The sequence below is a fragment of the Pseudoalteromonas sp. PSi26 genome, from assembly GCF_054960575.1.
Map to the genome: position 1 here is coordinate 24,442 of NZ_JBHNYT010000022.1, position 20,134 is coordinate 44,575.

A 20,134-nucleotide genomic window follows, 5' to 3' on the forward strand; every position below is an offset into this window, starting at 1 on the left:
CCTTAACTTTAACGGTAAGTTAGGCAATACTGATTGTAAGTTCATTATTAAAAAAATTAACTGTTATAGCGTGTAGTACTATTACAACTAAAAAGGATGACTGCTTTATGTCTACAGAGAATGCATTATTAACAATATTAGTTGATAGAATAAATAACGATACACTTGTATTACCTACATTACCTGAAGTTGCTGTTAAAGTTCGCCAAGCTGCAGACAACCCTGAAGTTAATTTAATGCAAATGTCGGAGGTTATTTCACAAGACCCTTCGTTATCTGCTCGTATGATTAAAGTCGCTAATAGTGCAATTATGGGGCGTGCAGTTAAGGTATCTACCTTACATCAAGCAGTTACCCGCATTGGTTTACGTCAAATTAAGAACATAGCGACAGCAATGGCTATGGAACAATTATTTGTTTCTAACAACGATCTTATTAAAGGCTACATGGATAAGGCGTGGCAAAAAACATTAACGGTGGCGAGTCATTCAATTACGCTAATGGAGTTTTACTTACAAAATAATAAACGTACGTCGCTAAATCGCGATTCAATTACGTTGGCGGCTTTAGTTTATAACATTGGTGTATTACCTATATTAACTGAGGCTGAGCGGCACCCTGAGGTGTTTGCAAAGCCTAGCTTTTTAGCACATGCCATTCAAAAGCTAAGTGGCAAAATTGGGTCATCAATCATGAATGCTTGGGAATTCCCTGTGGAGTTTTCAAATGTGGCATTAAGTTGGGCTGACCCAAGCTATAAACCAGAACAAGTAAGTTATGTAGATTTTATTCGAATAGGGGCTATTCTAGAGGGGACTCTGCAGGTATCTGATAAATCAGCAGCTCTGCAAACTTATATAGATAAAGGTGTTATTTCATCTATGCAGTTGTTCTCAAGCGATGAATACAATGAAATGCTTGTAGATGTAAAAGACATGTTTAGCTAATTAAGCCTTCAATTTAGCGCAATAAAAAAGCACGATTAAATCGTGCTTTTTTATTGCTATTAAACGCTTGTTTTAGGAGGTAACTAAATCGTCAGCATCGCCTAAACCTTGGGTTAGCTCTTCTAGCAATTGTTTAATTTCTTCAGATGCTAAAATAAAATCGGCATCAAGTTTTACTGCCATGTCTTCTTTAGGTATGTCAGCGTTTTCTTCTTTTAATGTATCTGAATAACTCAAACGTTTGATTGAACCATCATTTTGCAGCATGAATTTAACACGCTCTTGCCAATCTAGGGCAAGTTTAGTAACGCGTTTACCACTTTCAAGGTGCGATTTAACTTCATCACATGACAGGTCATGGCCTTTTAATTTAACTTGCGCGCCACTGTCATCAGCTTCTTCAAGATCAGCGTCAGAGCCAATTGCAAAACCTTCTGGCGTAGTAAAATTAGTTAACCAATCAGTTAAAAATACATCAAGGTCATAATTTGCAAATGCAGGCACAACTGGAAGCGTACCTAACGATTTACGTAACAGTGCTAACAGCTCTTCCGCTTTATTAAAGCTTGCACTATTAACCACAACCCATCCATTTTCTTGGTCAATAAATGCAAATTGTAAGCTCGACTTTTTAAATGCTTGAGGGAGTAAGTTATGAAGAATATTTTCTTTTAATTCGTCTTTTTCTTTCTTTTTAACGGGGCGGTTTTCTTCAGCTTCAATTTGATCAACTTTTTCGGCAACTAATTCGTTTATTACAGAAGCCGGTAATACTTTTTCTTCGCGTTTAGCACACACTAGAATACTTTTTTGAGAGAAGTGAGAAAGTGCTTCGCTATGCTTTCCAAATGCTTTCGTCCAGCCAAAGGTAGAGAGCTCTTGGCCTGTACAAGGGCGAAATAGGTCTTGCTCTAATGCTTTATCAAAGTCTTCTTGTGTGTACGAAACATCTTGTTTAAAGCGGTAACAAATAAGGTTACTAAACCACATAGGGGAGATAATCCATCTGAAAAATTTGCTCAATCATAACAATAAAAGTCGCTCCTCGAAATGACTGATTAACGACTATTTAAATTAACTTTTATTGAATATAGAAAGTGGTTTAGCCATATTTTTAGGAAACTGTATAAAGTAATGCAACCCCTCACCAGGTTTACTTGTTGCTTCAATTGAGCCGCTTAGTGTCTGTTTAACTAAATTAAACATTATGTGAGTACCCAAACCACTTCCACCTTCATCGCGTTTGGTGGTGAAAAATGGGTTAAACAATTTTTCAAGCTGCTCAGTGGTGACTCCGTTGCCGTTGTCTTTGTAGTTAATGGTTAGGTTGGTTTCGTCACTTGTGATGTTAATGTCCATAACACCATTGGTTTTACCTTCAAAACCATGAATGAGTGAGTTAACAATGAGGTTAGTAAATATTTGGCTTATGGCGCCGGCTGGCAGATTTAATACTAGATCATCAGGGCAGTGTAGATTAATAGTGTGCGATGTTTTTTTCAATTTAGGGTGAAGCGATCGTATTACTTCATTTACATAATCTTTAAAGTTTATGGTACGCACAGCCTCACTGGCTTGGTCTACAGCAATTTGCTTAAAACTTGCAATGAGGTCAGAGGCTCTGTCTAAATTTGTAGTAAGCAAGCTTGTGCTCTGTTTGGCTTCGTTAATAAACTCTTCCAACGCCTTTGGCGAAAGTGTTTTTTCAGCATAGGCACTTTCGAGCTTATTTAAGCGTTCTTCTAAAAATGATACCGCAGTTACACCAATGCCGATGGGGGTATTTATGTCGTGAGTGATCCCCGCAACTAGCCCTCCTAAAGCAGCCATTTTTTCTGTACCAACGAGCCGCTCTTGAGCCAGTTTTAATTCATCAATGTAGCGTTGAGATTCCGCTTGTTTCGTGATCAGTTCTTTTTCGGTACTGCGCCGAAGGTCTACCTCATCTGTTAATACTATTTTTTGTTTTTCTAATTCATATTTTTGTTGTTGTAATTCCATCATTGCTTGACTTAAGTTAGACGTTTTACGAGCAACATCTTGCTCTAGCTGAATATTATGTTGGTCTAACTTCTCGTTGCTCACAATTAATTTGCTTTGAGTTCGCTCGAGCTCTTTTCTGTACTGAACAACCTTATCGATTAGATTATTAAAAGATTGCTCCATTACTTTAAGCTCATTGTGTTCTTCAGTTTCAATTTCGATGCGCTGTCCTTCTAGCTCATCGAGTTGCAGGTTTTCAATTTGTTCGGTGAGCTGATAAAGCGGGTCGGTAAGTAGCTTTCTAAAGGCCATTAAAAATAAAATAATTAAAAATGTAGTCTTGATCATGGCATTACCAATCAAAAAGTAGATTGATACCATTATTCTGCTTAATACAACTTCTCGGCTTGAAAATAACGTAACATCACCGACTTGGGTGGCTCGCCCTGAAAATTCGAATATAAGTGGGAATGTATACCCAAACAAGCCTGATTTAGAGTCTTCTAGCATGGCTTCTTCTTGGACAAGTTGCTGGCTATAGAGTTTATGAATATCTAAAGAGCGACCAAGTTGCGAAATAACTTCACCACTGTCATCACGCACTATGATCCCTTCTATCATTGGGATAGCGAGTAGCCCTTCTGCGGTGGTGATTGTTTGTTTTGTATTAAGCTCCCAAATAGCTCGTGTTAAGCTGCGGCTGAAGGTTTTTTGTAAGGTTGTTAGTTCATCTTTTATGTAATCTTTAGTGTTTAAATATTCAGCAAGCACCTGCCCGCATGTCACTACAAAGGTAAGCAAAAAATAGACCGATAACACACTGGTCAGTAATCTTTTAGAAAGGCTTTTCTGTAGCATGAGAGGTCAACAATTCCTTGGGATATAATTAAGTATTTGCACTACTATTTAAAATTTAGTCAATAAATGCTTAAAAACAAATAATAAATGATTTATTTTATGATAAATAAGGGCTGATTTTTGCTTTTTTTTGCCACATACTTACTGCTTATGAGTGTTTGTATATTATTGATTAACTAGTTTTTGTTTGTTTTTTATACTTTATAGTGATAATAAACTATCCCTTTTGGCTTGTTAAGTTTATTCAATAATAGATTGTTACAAAATGTGGACAAAAAGCCCAGGCACTATGTTGTAAATATAGGTACTACTGTGTGGATATGAGTTTACCAACGACAGCCGCGCTTAACGACATTAATTATGCTTATTTAGTAGTTTTATAATATGAATTTTTCTATTTTAGTGTGTGATGACTCAACAGTTGCACGAAAACAAGTAATCAGATGTTTGCAACAGTGTATAGATGCAGATATTCAGCAAGCTACAAATGGCGCGCAAGCTATTGAATTACTGAAAACTAGCCGCTTTGATTTGCTATGCTTGGATTTAACTATGCCTGAGATTGACGGCGTTGGCGTTCTTGAATACATAAAAACAAACAAGATTGAGTGTTTTGTACTTGTGATTTCTGCTGATATACAAGAGAAAATGAAATTACGTGTAGCCCAGTTAGGTGCTATCGATTTTATTAATAAACCAATAGATAAAACAAGAATGGACAATATTTTGCATAAATTTGGCATTCATTAGGTTTTTTTATATCGAAAAAGGCTGTTTTATCTTTTAATTTGCACTTGACAGCATAGCCTTTGTTAAGGCAGTCTTACCCCATGAAAACAATTAATCGCGTACTGACCATTATTATTACAACCACCATTCTTTCTGGATAGTGGCATAGGTCGGTGCAACAAATTTAAAGGCCTGTGTTCACTTAGAGCACAGGCCTTTTTTCGTTTTATGGGATGAGGAACATAAACAATGCGCGTTTTAAAATTTGGTGGATCATCACTTGCCGACTTTGCCTGCCTTGAGCAGGTAGCTCAATTAGTTAAAGCACAATTAAAAGATGAAATGCTTTTGGTATTATCGGCGCCCGGTGGAATGACCGACTCACTAGTTGCTCTAGCTAGTTCGGCAGAACAAGGCCAAGACTTTAGCTCTTTGTGGGAAGCTTTAACGAGTCGTTGTAACGAGCTAAAAGCAGCCGTAGAAAAAGGGTATGGTCCAATTGACCACTGGCCAAATTTTGAAGAACTAAAAAATAAGCTTGATGGTGTATCTTTAATTAAGTGCTGCCCCGATCAAGTGCGTGCGTTTGTTATAAGCTTTGGCGAGCGAGTGAGTGTGTCGCTTATGCAGCGCTTATTAAACTCACATAAGGCGGTTTATTTAGAGGCGACAAGTTGCGTTGCATCAACAGGTGGTTTTATTGATGCTGAAGTTGATTTAGTTGCAAGTAAAGCGCATTTTCAAGCGGCATTGAAAGAAAAGCCAGCCACGATTTATATTATGCCCGGTTTTACAGCAAGCAATGATAAAGGCGAGCTTACAACACTTGGGCGCAATGGGTCTGATTACTCAGCGGCTATTGCAGCGGCGTGTTTAGAGGCAGATGTTTGCCAAATTTGGACTGATGTTGATGGTGTTTATAGCGCAGATCCTCGTTATATCAAAAAAGCCACTAAAGTTGACTTTTTGTCATACAAAGAGGCAATGGAGCTTTCTTACTTTGGCGCTAAAGTACTTCACCCAAAAACTATTTTGCCTTGTGCCAAAGCGGGCGTGCCGTGTGAAATAAAAAATACGCATAACCCTGATGCCCAAGGGTCGCTAATCGGAAATGACTATTCATCAGAAGAGCCCGTAAAAGCAATTTCAAGCCTTCAAGACTTAGCTATGCTGACTGTCTCGGGTCCAGGAATGAAAGGCAAAGTGGGCATGGCCTCTAAAGTTTTTAATGCGCTTGCTCACGATAACGTATCTATTGTGTTGATCACGCAATCGTCGTGTGAATTTAGCATCAGCTTTTGTGTACATGAGAGCGACTTAGCCCTTGCTTTAACTGCTTTACAAACAGCGTTTGAGCTTGAATCTCAAGCAGGTTTAATTGAGCCTGTTCAAGTTCAGCGTAATTTAGCCATAGTAACGCTTGTGGGTGATAACATGCGAGCACATCGTGGTTTAGCCGCTAAGTTTTTTGCATCCCTTTCTCAAGCACAAGTAAACATTGTGGCAATTGCACAGGATTCTACTGAAAGTGCTATTTCAGCTGTGATTGACGGTGAGTTATGTAACGACGCAGTGAAAATATGCCATGAGAACTTTTTCACGCATGTGCCTTCAATTGATGTGTTTTTACTAGGGTGTGGCTTAGTAGGGCAAGAACTGATATCTCAATTAGAGCGCCAACAAGCATGGCTTGAAAAGCGTAATATTAAACTTAATTTGTACGGCGTTGCTAACTCTCGTCAGTTGCATCTTGATAGCGAGGGTATCGCCTTTAGTGATTGGCAGCAAAAATTAGCAGTATCAGAGCAATCATTTGACCTAAAACTGGTTGAGCAATTTGTTAAGCAAAATCATTTAGTTAACCCTGTGCTGGTGGATTGTACATCGTCTGATGCACTGGCGGCGCAATATGTTGACTTTTTAAATGCGGGTTTTCACGTTGTAGCAGCCAACAAAAAAGCAACAACTAGCTCTTACACTTACTATCAAGATTTAATAGCAGCAACACAAAAAAATAACCGCAAGTTTTTATACGAAACAAACGTAGGTGCAGGCCTTCCTGTTATCGATAATTTACAGTCTTTATTTGGTGCAGGAGATGAATTACTTGAATTTAGCGGTATTTTATCGGGCTCATTGTCATACATGTTTGGCGCTTTGCAAGATGGTTTGTCACTGTCAGAGGCAACCATTAAAGCAAAAGAAAGTGGTTTTACAGAGCCAGATCCTCGTGATGATTTATCGGGAACTGATGTTGCGCGTAAGTTGTTAATTATTGCGCGTGAAGCAGGTATGAAATTAGAGCTATCCGACATTGAAGTAGAGTCGGTATTACCACAAGGGTTTGCCGAAGGAGATAGTATTGATGAGTTTATGGCAAAACTACCTAGCTTAGACGCTGACTTTAACGCACGTATTGAGCAAGCGGCAAGTGAAGGAAAAGTTCTTCGTTACGTGGGGACAATTAAAGAAGGCCACTGTAAAGTAGGTATTGAGGCGGTTGATTCATCACATGCGCTTAATGTTATTCGCGATGGTGAAAATGCGCTTGCAATTTTAAGTCAATACTACCAACCACGTCCTTTTGTTATTCGTGGTTACGGCGCTGGCTCTGAAGTAACTGCTGCAGGTGTATTTGCAGACGTTTTAAAAACATTATCGCGCTAGGAGTCGAAAATGATTGAAGTATATGCGCCTGCATCTATTGGTAATTTTGCAGTTGGATTTGATGCGCTAGGTGCTGCTCTTGCGCCAATTGATGGTAGTTTATTGGGAGATGTAGCACTTGTTAGCGCAGCCCCTTGTGATGAGTTTGTTTGTTCAGGCGAATATGCTCATAAATTACCAAGCGATGCGAAAGAAAACTTAGCATATCAGTGTTTAGTGCACTTTAGAGCTCATGTCGCACCAGATATGCCAACGGTAAAGCTAGAGCTTAAAAAAAACCTGCCAATTGGTTCTGGATTAGGATCGAGTGCTTGTTCGGTGGTTGCTACATTTGCAGCGCTTGATAAGTTTGCAAAAACACAGTTAAGTCAAGTACAGCTAATTGAGTTGATGGCAGATTTTGAAGCCGTTGTAAGTGGCGGACGCCATTACGATAATATTACGCCTTGTTATTTAGGCGGTTTGCAGCTAACTGGCGATTTAATTCCTAATAAATCTATAGAACTACCTGTTGATGAAAACTGGTATTACGTTGCGGCGTTTCCAGGCTTTTCGCTTAATACAGCAAAAGCGCGTTCTGTTTTGCCAAAAGATCTTAGCATGCATGCAAGCGTTGAGTTTGCGCAGCGTTTATCCTCTTTTAGTAGCTTGTTATTAACAGCACGTTTTGACGATGCATTAAGCATAATGAAAGACGAAATAGCAGAACCTTACCGTGCACCGCTTATTACTGGTTTTAGCGAGGCGAAAGCAAGTTTACCCGCACTTGGAGCTGAGGCAGTTAGTATTTCAGGCGCAGGGCCTACCTTATTTACTGTATGTAAAACACTTGAAGCGGCTGAACAATGCGCTAAATGGTTAAAAGATAATTACATAAATGAGCAAGGTTTTTGCCATATTTGTAAGTTAGACAACGACGGCACGCGTCAATTAAATGTTTTATAGGATTAGAAGTCATGCAATTACATAATTTAAAAGATAACTCACAAAAAGTGTCGTTTGTAGAAGCAGTAAAAACAGGACTTGGACGTAACCAAGGTGTGTTTTTTCCTGAAGCGTTAGCGCCTATGGCTGATGTTGACGCATTACTTGATATGGATTTTGTTACGCGCAGTAGCAAAATTTTATCCCATTTAATTGGTGATGAGTTGCCAAGTAGCACTGTTGCCGACATGGTTAAAAATGCGTTTAATTTTCCAGTTAAGTTAGTCGAGGTAGAAGAAAACACCTATTGTTTGGAGCTATTTCATGGTCCTACGCTTGCCTTTAAAGATTTTGGTGGGCGCTTTATGGCTGAATGCTTAGCGCAGTTTAACCAAGGTGAAAAGGTGACTATTCTAACAGCAACATCAGGTGATACTGGTGCAGCGGTTGCACATGCATTTTACAATAAACCAAACATTGATGTGGTTATTCTTTACCCCAAAGGAAAAATTTCACTTGCTCAGCAAAAGCTATTTACTACCTTAGGTGGCAATATTCATTGTTACGCGGTTGATGGCAGTTTTGACGATTGCCAAGAACTTGTTAAGAAGTCGTTTTTAGATGAAGAAGTTAAATCTACACTTGGCTTAAATTCAGCAAATTCGATAAACATAAGCCGCTTAGTCGCTCAGGTATGTTATTACTTTGAAGCGATTGCACAACTGCCAAAAGAAAAGCGTGCAACAGCGCATATTTCTGTACCAAGTGGTAACTTTGGTAATGTATGCGCTGCAATGATTGGCGCTGTAATAGGGTTGCCAGTTGGAAAGTTAAGTGCAACAACAAACCAAAACGACACCGTTCCTCGTTTTATACTTGATAAAAATTGGTTGCCTAATGCAACGCTAGAATCGCTTTCAAATGCGATGGACGTGAGTAAGCCGAATAACTGGCCACGTGTGCAAACTATGTTGGACAACAACTGGTTTAGTTACGACAACTTTTACTCAATTAGTGTTGACGAAGAAAACACTCAAACGGTGATGAAAAATATTCATCAAACAGGGTATGTTGCAGAGCCACATACAGCAATTGCCTACCAAGGTTTAGTCAATAACCGAGCTCCGGGTGCTGCGGGCATCTTTTTAGCAACTGCACATCCAGCTAAGTTTAAAGAAAGTGTAGAAGGTATACTAAATATTGAACTTGATATGCCAAAGCCATTGAGCGACGCATTGGCTAAACCGTGTCTTGCAAGCGACATAAACGCCGATTACGACGCTTTGCGTACAGAAATACTGGCTAAGTTAGCTTAAATATTAAGTAAACACGAAAGCGGCTATGGCCGCTTTTTTGCACATTTTAAACCGTGAAATAGCTTTGTTAATTAACTAATTAAATGTAATAAATACAAAACATTTAAAATAATTATGTAAGTTATTTAAAAATATCATCTTAAAAAGGGTGTGAAATAGTTTTAATCCCTGATTAAATATCCTCAACTTAAGAACGTAGGCAAAGTGCGGTTTTAAGCGTACAATATAGCCTCTAAAAAATACCATACACGTTGCCCAGGAGCCCCCAATGTTAGAACGAAGCATGAATATTTCGGACTTTGATCCAGAGTTATTTGACGCGATGAGCAAAGAAACATCACGTCAAGAAGAGCACATTGAGTTAATTGCATCTGAAAACTACTGTAGCCCACGCGTACTTGAAGCACAGGGTTCTCAACTTACTAACAAATATGCTGAAGGTTATCCTGGCAAGCGTTACTACGGTGGCTGTGAGCACGTAGACGTGGTTGAGCAATTAGCTATTGACCGCGCAAACGAATTGTTTGGTACTGACTACGCAAACGTTCAGCCGCATGCAGGTTCGCAAGCCAATGCCGCTGTTTTCCAAGCCTTATTAAGCCCGCTTGATACCGTACTTGGCATGAGCCTAGCACACGGTGGCCATTTAACTCATGGTTCACACGTAAACTTTTCAGGTAAAACATATAACGCAATTCAGTATGGCCTAAACGAAGAGACTGGTGAAATTGACTACGCACAAGTTGAAGCGTTAGCACTAGAGCACAAGCCAAAAATGATTATTGCAGGTTTTTCTGCTTATTCAGGTATTGTTGATTGGGCTAAGTTTCGCGAAATTGCAGATAAAGTAGATGCTTACTTGTTTGTTGATATGGCGCATGTTGCAGGTTTAATTGCTGCGGGTGTTTACCCAAGCCCAGTACCATTTGCACATGTTGTTACTACAACGACGCATAAAACATTAGCGGGCCCTCGTGGCGGTTTGATTATTTCTGCATGTGGTGACGAAGCAATTTACAAAAAGCTTAACAGTGCTGTATTCCCTGGTGGCCAAGGTGGTCCTTTATGTCACGTTATTGCTGCAAAAGCAGTGGCATTCAAAGAAGCTTTACAACCAGAATTTAAAGAATACCAAACACAAGTTGTTAAAAATGCCCAAGCAATGGTTAGCGTGTTACAAGAGCGTGGCTACAAAGTTGTTTCTGGTAAAACAGACAATCACTTGTTCTTACTTGATTTAATCGATAAAGACATTACGGGTAAAGATGCTGATGCAGCATTAGGTAATGCGAACATTACGGTTAACAAAAACTCAGTTCCTAATGATCCGCGTTCTCCGTTTGTAACGTCTGGCTTACGTATTGGTTCTCCTGCAATCACGCGCCGTGGTTTCAAAGAGGCTGAATCTAAAGAGCTTGCTGGCTGGATTTGTGATGTACTAGACAACATTGCTGATGAGTCTGTTCAAGCACAAGTAAAAGAAAAAGTGAAAGCAATTTGTGCAAAACTACCTGTTTACGCTTAATAAAGTAAAACGGTAATTTAGATCACATAAGCAAACATGCTATTATAAAAGCCGCTTTTTAGCGGCTTTTTTGTTTTTAAAACGGATACCTTTAGTTATGCATTGCCCATTTTGTACAGCAAAAGACACCAAAGTTATAGATTCGCGCCTTGTTGGCGGTGGCCATCAAGTTCGCCGCCGTCGTGAGTGTAACGATTGCCACGAACGTTTTACCACGTTTGAAGGGGCAGAGCTGGTTATGCCGCGTGTTGTAAAACAAGACGGCAGTCGCGAACCATTTAATGAAGATAAGTTACTAAATGGTTTAAATCGTGCGCTTGAGAAGCGCCCCGTCAGTACAGAACAAGTTGATGAAGTAGTAAATATAATAAAGTCGCAATTACGCGCAACGGGTGAGCGAGAAATTTCGAGCCATTTGGTGGGTGAATGCATTATGGAAGCGCTTAAAAAACTAGATAAAGTCGCTTATGTAAGGTTTGCATCAGTATATCGCTCGTTTGAGGATATACGAGAGTTTGGCGAAGAAATTGCCCGCTTAGGGGAATAAGCATGAGCAGCCAATCAGCATTTACCGAGCACGATAAACTATATATGGCGCGTGCTATTGAGCTTGCTAAAAAAGGTCGATTTACCACAACGCCTAATCCTAATGTTGGCTGTGTACTTGTAAAAGATAATCAGATAATTGGTGAAGGGTTTCATCAATTAGCAGGGCAAGGACATGCAGAGGTAAATGCACTTGCTGTAGCCGGTGAAAAAGCAAAGGGTGCAACTGCCTATGTAACACTTGAGCCTTGTAGCCATTACGGGCGCACGCCACCCTGTGCTGAAGGACTCAAGGCTGCTGGTATTAAAAAGGTTATTGCAGCCATGGTTGATACCAACCCGCAAGTGGCAGGTAAAGGCCTTAAAATACTGAGTGACGCCGGAATAGAAGTTGCTCATGGGTTGCTTGAACAAGAGGCTCGCGCATTAAACTTTGGCTTTTTTAAACGTATGGAGCAAGGGCTTCCTTATGTAACCTGTAAATTAGCAGCCAGTATAGACGGCAAAACAGCGCTAAAAAACGGAAAAAGTAAGTGGATCACAGGCCCTGCTGCACGAAAAGATGTGCAGCTATACCGCGCTCAAAGCTGTGCCATTTTAACGGGGGCCGATACGGTTCTTGTTGATAATGCAAAACTCAATGTTCGACCAAGTGAGTTACCATATTCATTACCAACCAACTTACCGCTACGTCAGCCGGTGCGTGTTATAATAGACTCGCAAAACAGATTAACACCTGACCTTGCGCTATTTAAAATAGCGCACCCGGTAATTATATTTACTACCAAGGTTGATAATTCAATGCAGTGGCCGCATTTTGTTAAGCACATAGCGGTGCGCGAGCAACAGGGTAAGGTTGATTTAACCGATGTATTACAAACACTAGCAAAGCATCAGTTTAATAATATATGGCTGGAAGCTGGGGCAACCCTTGCGGGGAAAATGACCGAGCTTGATTTAATTGACGAGTATGTTTTTTATATCGCACCAAAACTGATGGGTTATGATGCTAAAAGTTTAGTAAACTTCCCTGAATTGACGAGTATGCAAGATACTATCGATTTATCTTTTAATGAGTGTGTTCGCATTGGTGACGATTTACGTATCAACGCGTTAAAAACGCACGCATTAAAATCATTTAACAAAGAAGAGTAGCGCTATGTTTACTGGGATAATAGAAGCCACAGGCAAAATTGCTTTATTACAAAAAAAACAAGGCGATTTAGCCATTCGTATTCAAAGCGCCGACCTTGATATGAGTGACGTAAAGCTGGGTGACAGTATTGCAACAAATGGCGTGTGTTTAACGGTAGTTGATAAACATGTTGATGGTTTTAGCGCTGATTTATCTAACGAAACAATTCATTTAACTGGTTTTGCACATTATTCAATAGGGCAAACAGTTAACCTTGAAAAAGCGATGCAACCGGTTTCGCGTTTAGGTGGGCATTTAGTGTCTGGCCATGTTGATGGTATTGCAACAATAACGGCGATTACAGCTAATGCAAGAGCTACTGAATATTGGCTGACAACCGATGAAAGTTTAATGAAATACATACCGTACAAAGGGTCGGTATGTATTGATGGTATAAGCCTGACAGTTAACGCTGTTGAAGGTAATAAATTTAAATTAACAATTGTGCCGCACACCAGCGGTCAAACAACAATTGCCGACTTTAAAGTAGGCACTCAAGTTAATTTAGAAGTCGATCAAATTGCACGTTATTTAGAGCGTCTTATCAAAGGCGCAGAGCAGCCAACCGGCGCAGATATATCAATGAGCTTACTCGCAAAAGCGGGCTTTATTAAATAACGAAACTGACAACTTACACGAGCGAATTTATGAATTTACACAGCGCACAAGAAATTATAGATGACATTAAAGCCGGTAAAATGGTTATTTTAATGGACGATGAAGACAGAGAGAATGAAGGCGATTTAATCATTGCTGCGGAACATATTAGCGCAGAAGCAATTAACTTTATGGCAACTCATGGCCGTGGCTTAATTTGTTTAACGATGACACAAGAGCGTTGTGAGCAACTAGACTTGCCTTTAATGGTTAAAAATAATGGCGCTGCGTTTTCAACTAACTTTACTATGTCGATAGAAGCATCAAAAGGCGTAACCACAGGTATATCAGCAGCAGATAGAGCACGCACGGTACAAGCAGCTATCGCTAAAGGTGCTGTTCCTAGCGATATAGTACAGCCGGGTCATATTTTTCCGATTATGGCACAGCCAGGTGGTGTACTAACACGAGCAGGTCATACAGAAGCCGGTTGTGATTTAGCGCGCTTAGCCGGGCTTGAAGCGTCTTCTGTTATTGTTGAAATTTTAAATGCTGATGGCACTATGGCGCGTCGTCCTGATTTAGAAGTTTTTGCTAAAGAGCACGACATTAAAATTGGCACAATTGCTGATTTAATTGAATACCGCAATTTAAACGAAACCACAATCGAAAAAGTAGCTAAGTGTAAATTACCTACAGAGCATGGTGAGTTTGATTTAGTCACTTATAAAGATACGATCGACGGTCAGTTACATTACGTACTACTCAAAGGTGAGATTAAAGCGCAAGAACCAACTTTGGTCCGTGTGCATTTGCAAAGTACGTTTAACGATATTTTACTTTCTGACCGAAGTGCGGACAGAAGCTGGGGCTTATCTGATGCAATGGCATACATTGCTAAAAATGATGGTGTACTCGTTATTTTGGGTAAGCAGGAAAGTACTGAAGAGCTTGAAGCAACAGTAAAAGCATTTGCTGCTGCAGACGCGGGTGAAAATGTTACACCGCGTAAATTTCAAGGAACATCTCGTACCGTTGGTGTAGGCTCACAAATTCTTGCAGATTTAGGAATTGAGCAAATGCGATTAATGAGCCGCCCTAAAAAATACCATGCACTTTCGGGCTTTCATTTAGAAGTTATTGATTACATTGAGCCACAATAGGCAAACGCTTAAACTAGGCTATTTTATTATTATTATGGTATGATGCGCAGCAATTTTTGCGCAATCGCAACCGCTTGAACTTATTTTTAGGGTTATCAAATGAAAATTATTGAAGGTAATAAGTACGCACCGGGCAAAAAATTTGCCATTGTCATTTCTCGTTTTAATGACTTTATTGGTAGCAGCCTACTTGAAGGTGCTGTTGATGAGCTAAAACGTACTGGTGGTGTATCTGATGACGACATTACTGTGATTTATGTACCAGGTGCAGTTGAATTACCTTTAGCGGCAAAACGTGTTGCGGCAAAAAAAGAGTATGATGCAATCATCGCTTTAGGCGTAGTGATCAGAGGTGGAACACCACACTTTGACCTTGTTGCTGGCGAGTCAAACAAAGGTCTTGCGCAAGTATCACTTGAGTATGATATACCGGTTGCATTTGGCGTATTAACCACTGAAAGCATTGAACAAGCTATTGAGCGCGCAGGTACCAAAATGGGTAACAAAGGCGGCGAAGCTGCTTTGGGTGCGCTTGAAATGGTTAATGTGTTAGATAAAATTTAAGTTTAAGGAATTTTTGTGAAACCAGCAGCAAGACGTAAAGCACGTATCTTAGCACTTCAAGCCGTTTATTCTTGGCAATTAAGCGGTAATGCAATTGCCGACATCGAGCAACAAATGTTGATCGAAAACGACGTTACTAAAATTGATGTTGAATACTTTAAAGATTTAGCCTCAGGTGTAGCTGTAAATTACAAGCTACTTGATGAATCAGTATCGCCTCATTTAACGCGTCCATTTGATGACTTAGATATGGTTGAACGAGCAATTTTACGTTTAAGCAGCTACGAACTTAAGTTCCGTGAAGATGTACCTTACAAAGTTGCTATCAACGAAGGTATTGAGCTTGCCAAAATATTTGGCGCAGAAGACAGTCATAAATTTGTAAACGGTGTACTTGATAAAGCTGTAAAGCATTTACGCAAGTAATAGTATTTTTCTCTGACTTTGCTTTCAGAGATTTACTTTATATAACCGTTAAAAGGAGAGCCGGCATAGGTCGGCTTTTTTGTGTATGAAGGAATTTGAATTAATTAACCGCTACTTTAAAGGTCGCGGTATTTCTCGTCGTGATGTTAACCTAGGTATAGGGGATGATTGCGCGCTTGTCACTGTTCCACAAAACTGCCAACTTGCAGTCACAACCGATACTTTGGTTGAAGGCGTGCACTTTTTTGAAGATATTTCTCCTCGCGCATTGGGGCATAGAGCGCTTGCTGTTAATTTAAGTGATTTAGCTGCAATGGGTGCTGAACCTACGTGGGTATCTGTTGCACTAACGTTACCTAAAATAGATCCTCAGTGGATTGCAGAATTTACTGAAGGCATGCATGAAATTGCAGAATACTTCAATGTACAAATTATTGGTGGCGATACCACTCAAGGGCCACTTACCATTACTATTTGCGCAAAAGGTACCGTGCCGGAAGGTAAGGCACTTCGTAGAAGTGGTGCAAAAGTAGGTGATTGGATTTATGTTACGGGTCCTTTAGGGGACGCGGGTCTTGCTATTGAAGCACGTAAGCAAGGTATTAATATAGATCCAACGCATTTAGAATACTTAAACAATCGATTTGACTACCCAACACCGCGCGTTGCTGCGGGTCAGGTCATCCGTGGGCTTGCAACGTCAGCTATTGACGTATCAGATGGATTACTTGCCGATTTAACACATATTCTTGAAATGTCGCAAGTAAATGCAGAGATTAATATTGAGAGTATTCCTACATCAGAGGCAATGAAAGCAAGCTTAGATTTTAATAAGCAGTTACCGTTTATTCTTAGCTACGGTGATGACTATGAATTAATTTTTACTGTTCCCGATAACAATAAAGGTATGCTTGATTTAAAGCTAAGCCAATATGGTGTGAATATTACCTGCATTGGGCAGATAAAAAGCGGTAACGGTAAGATTGAGCTTTTACAAAATGGTGAAATGTTTAACTTTGAGCAACAGGGCTTTGAGCATTTTACAAAGGAGCAGGTTTGAATAAAAACCGATTATTTAACTTAAAACGCCCACACCAGTTTTTTGGTTTAGGGTTTGGTACTGGCCTTGCACCAAAAGCGCCAGGTACATTTGGCACATTTGCAGCATTGCCATTTATATTTATAACAATGCATTATCCAATCTGGTTACAAATAGTATTTGCAGTTGTGATCAGTGTATTTGGTATTTGGGCATGCGGTAAAACAGCCGATGATTTGGGGGTGCATGACCATCCTGCTATTGTGTGGGATGAAGTCGCTGGCTACTACATCACCATGATAGGTGCAGCATTAAATTGGCAAACTTTATTAGTTGGCTTTTTACTTTTTCGCTTTTTTGATATTGCAAAACCAGGCCCGATTCGTATGTTAGACAAACGCGTACATGGTGGCTTTGGGATTATGGCGGATGACGTGTTAGCGGGTATTTTTTCATTGATTTGTTTGCAAGCATTAATAAAAGCAGGTTTACTACCGTTTTAATGTTTATATTTAATTAGTTTAACTAGGTGGCAGCGTATGATGCGATTTTTACTGGTGTGTGTACTTATGTTGTGCGCAATGCCAAGTGGGGCTTCGATTACGGACTATGTTGTTAAACAATGGAATATTAAAGATGGTTTGCCATCGCAATCGCTAAAAAGCGTAGTGCAAGATCAGCAAGGCTACATTTGGCTAGGCACACAGTTTGGTTTGAGCCGCTTTGATGGCACTACGTTTACAAACTACAATACCCAAAATAGCGCTTTTTTACCGAGTAATGGCATTAATAAGCTTTTAATCGATTCGAACGGATTACTGTGGGTGGGCACCAAAAGTGGGTTAGTTGTAATAAACCCAGCTACTTTTTCAGCGCAGGCATTTAACATTAAAGGCCCTGTAAGGGATATTCTTGAAGACTCCAAAGGGGGCACTTGGATAGCCGCAAACGGGTTATATTACGTTGGTCGTGGTCAAGTTAACTTACGCGGTCAATCTAAAGCTATTTTACCAACGGCTAATGCAACCGTTATAACTCAAATAGTGGGTTCAGTGAGTCAAATGGCGCTTTCGCCAGAAGGTATTTGGCTTGTAAACGATCGTCACTTGTTACGCTTAACTAAAAACTCCTCCGATTTTGCCAAACTGCGTTTAGAGCTTACTGCTAAAATATCGTTACCCGAGCGTTTAGCTCAAACTATCGTTCATGATCTTGCATTTTTAAATGGGAATTTATATTTAGCTTCGGAGCTAGGTGCTTACTTTTTAGATTTAGACGACGAGTTAAGGCCCTTTCCATTACCCAATGCAAATAACTCTGCTGTGTATAAATTTATGAGTGACAGCGATGGTGGTTTATGGATTTCGACTTATGGGCGTTTGTTATTCAGAGATAAATCCAGCCAATGGCAATGGGTTGAACCGAGCCAGCTAGATCAAAGTATTTGGTTTGCTGATATTTTTAGAGATGATAAAAATAATATTTGGTTAGCAAGCTTCAGTGAAGGGTTGTGGCTTGCTCACGAAGGCCGAGTCGAAAGACACGCGGCAGTTTCAAAAATGACCGAAGCTGTTATGGCGCTGAGCCAAGCTCCAGATGGTAAATTATGGGTCGCTAATAAAAGTGGTGTTGGTTATTTTGACTTGAATAAAAGCTATATTAACTTAATTCCAAGTAGTCAGTATGGGCGTGCCTCAGTACACGATTTACAGTTTGATGGAGAGCGCGTATACATCGCCACAGGGCGAGGGTTGTTCGTATACGAAGACGATAAACTCTTTAGTGTGCCTGGGCGTGCACTGCGTGATAACCCGGTGTTTGCAATTAGTCGTTCAAGTAAAGGCGGGTTTTGGATAGGCACAGGCCGAGGTTTATATAGGCTTAATTTTGCAGGTTTAACTCCTTTTGCTTACAACGCGTTTTTAGGCAGTAAATTTATAACTTACGTGTTGGACAAAGAAAACTTTGGTGTTATTGGGACGAGTAAAGGCGCTTATTATTTTACTGACCGCGGTATTGAAAAAGTAGGGGATCAAACCTCGCTTGAAAGTGCATATATCACCAGTGTTTTGCATATTGATGGCGTGGGTATTTTAATTGGTTCGCTTAATGATGGATTGTTTTACCGCAGCGCGCAAGGGCAATGGCGACAGCTTGATGCGGCAAATGGCTTGCCGTATGGCTCGATATTTAGCTTAGAATACGACGAAAAATTAAATAATGTTTGGGTAAGCACCATGAAAGGGGTTTACAGAATGCCAGCAGGGCAGTTTAAAACAGATATTCAAAGTTTAAAAGTAGAAGAGGTGATTTCGTCATTCGACCGACAGCTTGATGGTAAAGCAAACCAATGTTGTAGTGGATTGGGTCATGATGCGGTAGTCAGTATGGGTAACTCAATGTGGTACCCAAGTCTGCAAGGTGTTGTTGAAATACCTAAAAACGTAGAGTTGTTCGGTGTACTGTCGTTAAAGCCGACCATTGAAACAATTAACACACCTGAGCGAAGCCTCACAACAGCAGTATTGGGTAATAAGCCAACACTTGAAACCGACGAACGAGATATAACACTTACCTATACTGCTATTGATTATTACGCGCCAAATAGTATTGAGTTTAGATATAAACTAAGTGGCTTAGATACTGATTGGCGTTATGCAAATACTCGTCGTGAGGCTATTTATACTAACTTACCTGCAGGGGCATTCCTATTTCAGTTAGAGGCAAAACGCCAAGGTGAAGATTGGTCAAAGGCACAAGATGTAGAGTATGGCTTTATAGTGCCTGAGCGTTTTGATGAAACAATTTATTTTAGGTTGCTGATCACAAGTGGCTTTATTTTACTCCTTTATTTAGTATTCTGGGTGCTCAAGGCGCAAGAGCGCAGAAAACAAAAGGTGCTTGAAGGTTTAATTACAGAGCGGACTTTAGAGCTGCGCCAAGCAAATGATAAATTAGGGCAAGTTAATTCACAGCTGAAGCTAGTTAGTCACTCAGATGAGCTAACAGGCTTGCGTAGCCGTCGCTTTTTGTTTGATCAGCTACCAAAAGACATAGAACACTTTCAACGTAATTCGCAATCATTACAGGCACAGGGTAAATCACTGGTGCTTGTAATAATTAATTTTGACAACTTTAGCCGTATAAATGATGCATTTGGTCCAATTGCTGGTGATAGCTGCTTACAGCAAATGGCAGCTTTACTAAACTCGCGTACCCAAGGTTCTGATTATGTAGCGCGCTGGAGTGGTGATGAGTTTTTACTGCTATTACGCGACTTTAAATGCAATAAAATAGATAGTTACGCGTCAGAACTTTGCAAAGCGATTGCAGAGTATTCATTCCAACTACCTAACGGTAATATGACAAATATAACAGCCTCAATTGGTTGGTCTTTCTACCCATTACCTTTACTTGGTGGACAGGTAATTGGTTGGGAAACCTCTATTAATTTAGCTGATATTTCACTTCATCAAGTTAAAAAACGCGGCGGTGATGGCGTAGCCCACATTACTTTTGACGAGCAGCTAGATGCATTTGAGTTTGAGCAGAATTCTAACGTAGAGCAGCAGCTAAGTATGTTACAGCGAAATGGTTTGGCTGATATAAAAGTGTGGATGCGTTAAGCAGGAAAGGTAAATAGGTATAAAAAGAG

17 protein-coding genes are annotated in these 20,134 nt (G+C 40.0%); 15 read left to right on the top strand and 2 right to left on the bottom strand.

The features are described from left to right. The first annotated feature begins 107 nt into the window (after positions 1–107). Positions 108–947 (top strand): HDOD domain-containing protein, encoded by an 840-nt coding sequence (locus tag ACFI34_RS17745; protein ID WP_462674447.1) that lies wholly within the window; start codon positions 108–110, stop codon positions 945–947. Positions 948–1,019: 72 nt separating this feature from the next. Here ACFI34_RS17745 and rdgC read toward each other — a convergent pair whose 3' ends face one another. Together rdgC and ACFI34_RS17755 are read right to left on the bottom strand one after the other, a co-directional pair. Next, the gene (gene rdgC / locus ACFI34_RS17750; RefSeq protein WP_462674448.1) at positions 1,020–1,937 is read right to left on the bottom strand and encodes a recombination-associated protein RdgC; all 918 of its coding nucleotides are present in this window, start codon (positions 1,935–1,937) and stop codon (positions 1,020–1,022) included. 84 nt (positions 1,938–2,021) lie between these two features. Further along, positions 2,022–3,788, bottom strand: a complete 1,767-nt coding sequence (locus tag ACFI34_RS17755) for a sensor histidine kinase (protein ID WP_462674449.1) — start codon at positions 3,786–3,788, stop codon at positions 2,022–2,024. 384 nt (positions 3,789–4,172) lie between these two features. On the opposite strand from ACFI34_RS17755, the gene ACFI34_RS17760 reads away from it, so the two are divergent. From ACFI34_RS17760 to ACFI34_RS17825, 14 genes are all read left to right on the top strand, one after another. Further along, positions 4,173–4,538 (top strand): response regulator, encoded by a 366-nt coding sequence (locus ACFI34_RS17760; protein WP_462674450.1) that lies wholly within the window; start codon positions 4,173–4,175, stop codon positions 4,536–4,538. Positions 4,539–4,766: 228 nt separating this feature from the next. After that, positions 4,767–7,184: a bifunctional aspartate kinase/homoserine dehydrogenase I gene (gene thrA, locus ACFI34_RS17765; RefSeq protein ID WP_462674451.1), complete on the top strand. Its 2,418-nt coding sequence runs from the start codon at positions 4,767–4,769 to the stop codon at positions 7,182–7,184. 9 nt (positions 7,185–7,193) lie between these two features. Next, positions 7,194–8,129: a homoserine kinase gene (gene thrB, locus ACFI34_RS17770; RefSeq protein WP_462674452.1), complete on the top strand. Its 936-nt coding sequence runs from the start codon at positions 7,194–7,196 to the stop codon at positions 8,127–8,129. An 11-nt stretch (positions 8,130–8,140) separates the two neighbouring features. Then, positions 8,141–9,424 (top strand): threonine synthase, encoded by a 1,284-nt coding sequence (thrC, locus tag ACFI34_RS17775; protein ID WP_462674453.1) that lies wholly within the window; start codon positions 8,141–8,143, stop codon positions 9,422–9,424. A 268-nt stretch (positions 9,425–9,692) separates the two neighbouring features. After that, positions 9,693–10,949: a serine hydroxymethyltransferase gene (gene glyA / locus ACFI34_RS17780; RefSeq protein ID WP_006794273.1), complete on the top strand. Its 1,257-nt coding sequence runs from the start codon at positions 9,693–9,695 to the stop codon at positions 10,947–10,949. Between the two features lie 97 nt (positions 10,950–11,046). Beyond that, positions 11,047–11,496 (top strand): transcriptional regulator NrdR, encoded by a 450-nt coding sequence (gene nrdR / locus ACFI34_RS17785; protein ID WP_006794272.1) that lies wholly within the window; start codon positions 11,047–11,049, stop codon positions 11,494–11,496. Between the two features lie 2 nt (positions 11,497–11,498). Continuing rightward, positions 11,499–12,650 carry a bifunctional diaminohydroxyphosphoribosylaminopyrimidine deaminase/5-amino-6-(5-phosphoribosylamino)uracil reductase RibD gene (gene ribD, locus ACFI34_RS17790; RefSeq protein ID WP_277053554.1) on the top strand — a complete coding sequence of 384 codons (1,152 nt, stop codon included), beginning with the start codon at positions 11,499–11,501 and terminating at the stop codon, positions 12,648–12,650. Positions 12,651–12,654: 4 nt separating this feature from the next. Then, entirely contained in the window at positions 12,655–13,308 is a 654-nt protein-coding gene (locus tag ACFI34_RS17795; RefSeq protein WP_006794270.1) for a riboflavin synthase, read from the top strand. 29 nt (positions 13,309–13,337) lie between these two features. Next, positions 13,338–14,450 (top strand): bifunctional 3,4-dihydroxy-2-butanone-4-phosphate synthase/GTP cyclohydrolase II, encoded by a 1,113-nt coding sequence (gene ribBA / locus ACFI34_RS17800; RefSeq protein WP_006794269.1) that lies wholly within the window; start codon positions 13,338–13,340, stop codon positions 14,448–14,450. Positions 14,451–14,549: 99 nt separating this feature from the next. Beyond that, on the top strand, positions 14,550–15,014 hold the full coding sequence (gene ribH / locus ACFI34_RS17805) for a 6,7-dimethyl-8-ribityllumazine synthase (RefSeq protein ID WP_006794268.1): 465 nt from the start codon (positions 14,550–14,552) through the stop codon (positions 15,012–15,014). 15 nt (positions 15,015–15,029) lie between these two features. Further along, complete coding sequence (gene nusB / locus ACFI34_RS17810; protein ID WP_006794267.1) at positions 15,030–15,440, top strand: transcription antitermination factor NusB; 411 nt, start codon at positions 15,030–15,032, stop codon at positions 15,438–15,440. Between the two features lie 85 nt (positions 15,441–15,525). Then, positions 15,526–16,500 (top strand): thiamine-phosphate kinase, encoded by a 975-nt coding sequence (gene thiL / locus ACFI34_RS17815; protein WP_462674454.1) that lies wholly within the window; start codon positions 15,526–15,528, stop codon positions 16,498–16,500. Continuing rightward, positions 16,497–16,982 carry a phosphatidylglycerophosphatase A family protein gene (locus tag ACFI34_RS17820; protein ID WP_006794265.1) on the top strand — a complete coding sequence of 162 codons (486 nt, stop codon included), beginning with the start codon at positions 16,497–16,499 and terminating at the stop codon, positions 16,980–16,982. The genes thiL and ACFI34_RS17820 overlap by 4 nt, the downstream gene beginning before the upstream one ends. A 36-nt stretch (positions 16,983–17,018) precedes the next feature. Then, positions 17,019–20,105 carry a diguanylate cyclase domain-containing protein gene (locus ACFI34_RS17825; RefSeq protein WP_462674455.1) on the top strand — a complete coding sequence of 1,029 codons (3,087 nt, stop codon included), beginning with the start codon at positions 17,019–17,021 and terminating at the stop codon, positions 20,103–20,105. Positions 20,106–20,134 lie beyond the last annotated feature (29 nt).

Coding starts and splice junctions, on each gene's coding strand:
- ACFI34_RS17745 (WP_462674447.1), top strand. CDS start 108: ATGTCTACAGAGAATGCATTATTAACAATATTAGTTGATAGAATAAAT.
- rdgC (WP_462674448.1), bottom strand. CDS start 1,937: ATGTGGTTTAGTAACCTTATTTGTTACCGCTTTAAACAAGATGTTTCG.
- ACFI34_RS17755 (WP_462674449.1), bottom strand. CDS start 3,788: ATGCTACAGAAAAGCCTTTCTAAAAGATTACTGACCAGTGTGTTATCG.
- ACFI34_RS17760 (WP_462674450.1), top strand. CDS start 4,173: ATGAATTTTTCTATTTTAGTGTGTGATGACTCAACAGTTGCACGAAAA.
- thrA (WP_462674451.1), top strand. CDS start 4,767: ATGCGCGTTTTAAAATTTGGTGGATCATCACTTGCCGACTTTGCCTGC.
- thrB (WP_462674452.1), top strand. CDS start 7,194: ATGATTGAAGTATATGCGCCTGCATCTATTGGTAATTTTGCAGTTGGA.
- thrC (WP_462674453.1), top strand. CDS start 8,141: ATGCAATTACATAATTTAAAAGATAACTCACAAAAAGTGTCGTTTGTA.
- glyA (WP_006794273.1), top strand. CDS start 9,693: ATGTTAGAACGAAGCATGAATATTTCGGACTTTGATCCAGAGTTATTT.
- nrdR (WP_006794272.1), top strand. CDS start 11,047: ATGCATTGCCCATTTTGTACAGCAAAAGACACCAAAGTTATAGATTCG.
- ribD (WP_277053554.1), top strand. CDS start 11,499: ATGAGCAGCCAATCAGCATTTACCGAGCACGATAAACTATATATGGCG.
- ACFI34_RS17795 (WP_006794270.1), top strand. CDS start 12,655: ATGTTTACTGGGATAATAGAAGCCACAGGCAAAATTGCTTTATTACAA.
- ribBA (WP_006794269.1), top strand. CDS start 13,338: ATGAATTTACACAGCGCACAAGAAATTATAGATGACATTAAAGCCGGT.
- ribH (WP_006794268.1), top strand. CDS start 14,550: ATGAAAATTATTGAAGGTAATAAGTACGCACCGGGCAAAAAATTTGCC.
- thiL (WP_462674454.1), top strand. CDS start 15,526: ATGAAGGAATTTGAATTAATTAACCGCTACTTTAAAGGTCGCGGTATT.
- ACFI34_RS17825 (WP_462674455.1), top strand. CDS start 17,019: ATGATGCGATTTTTACTGGTGTGTGTACTTATGTTGTGCGCAATGCCA.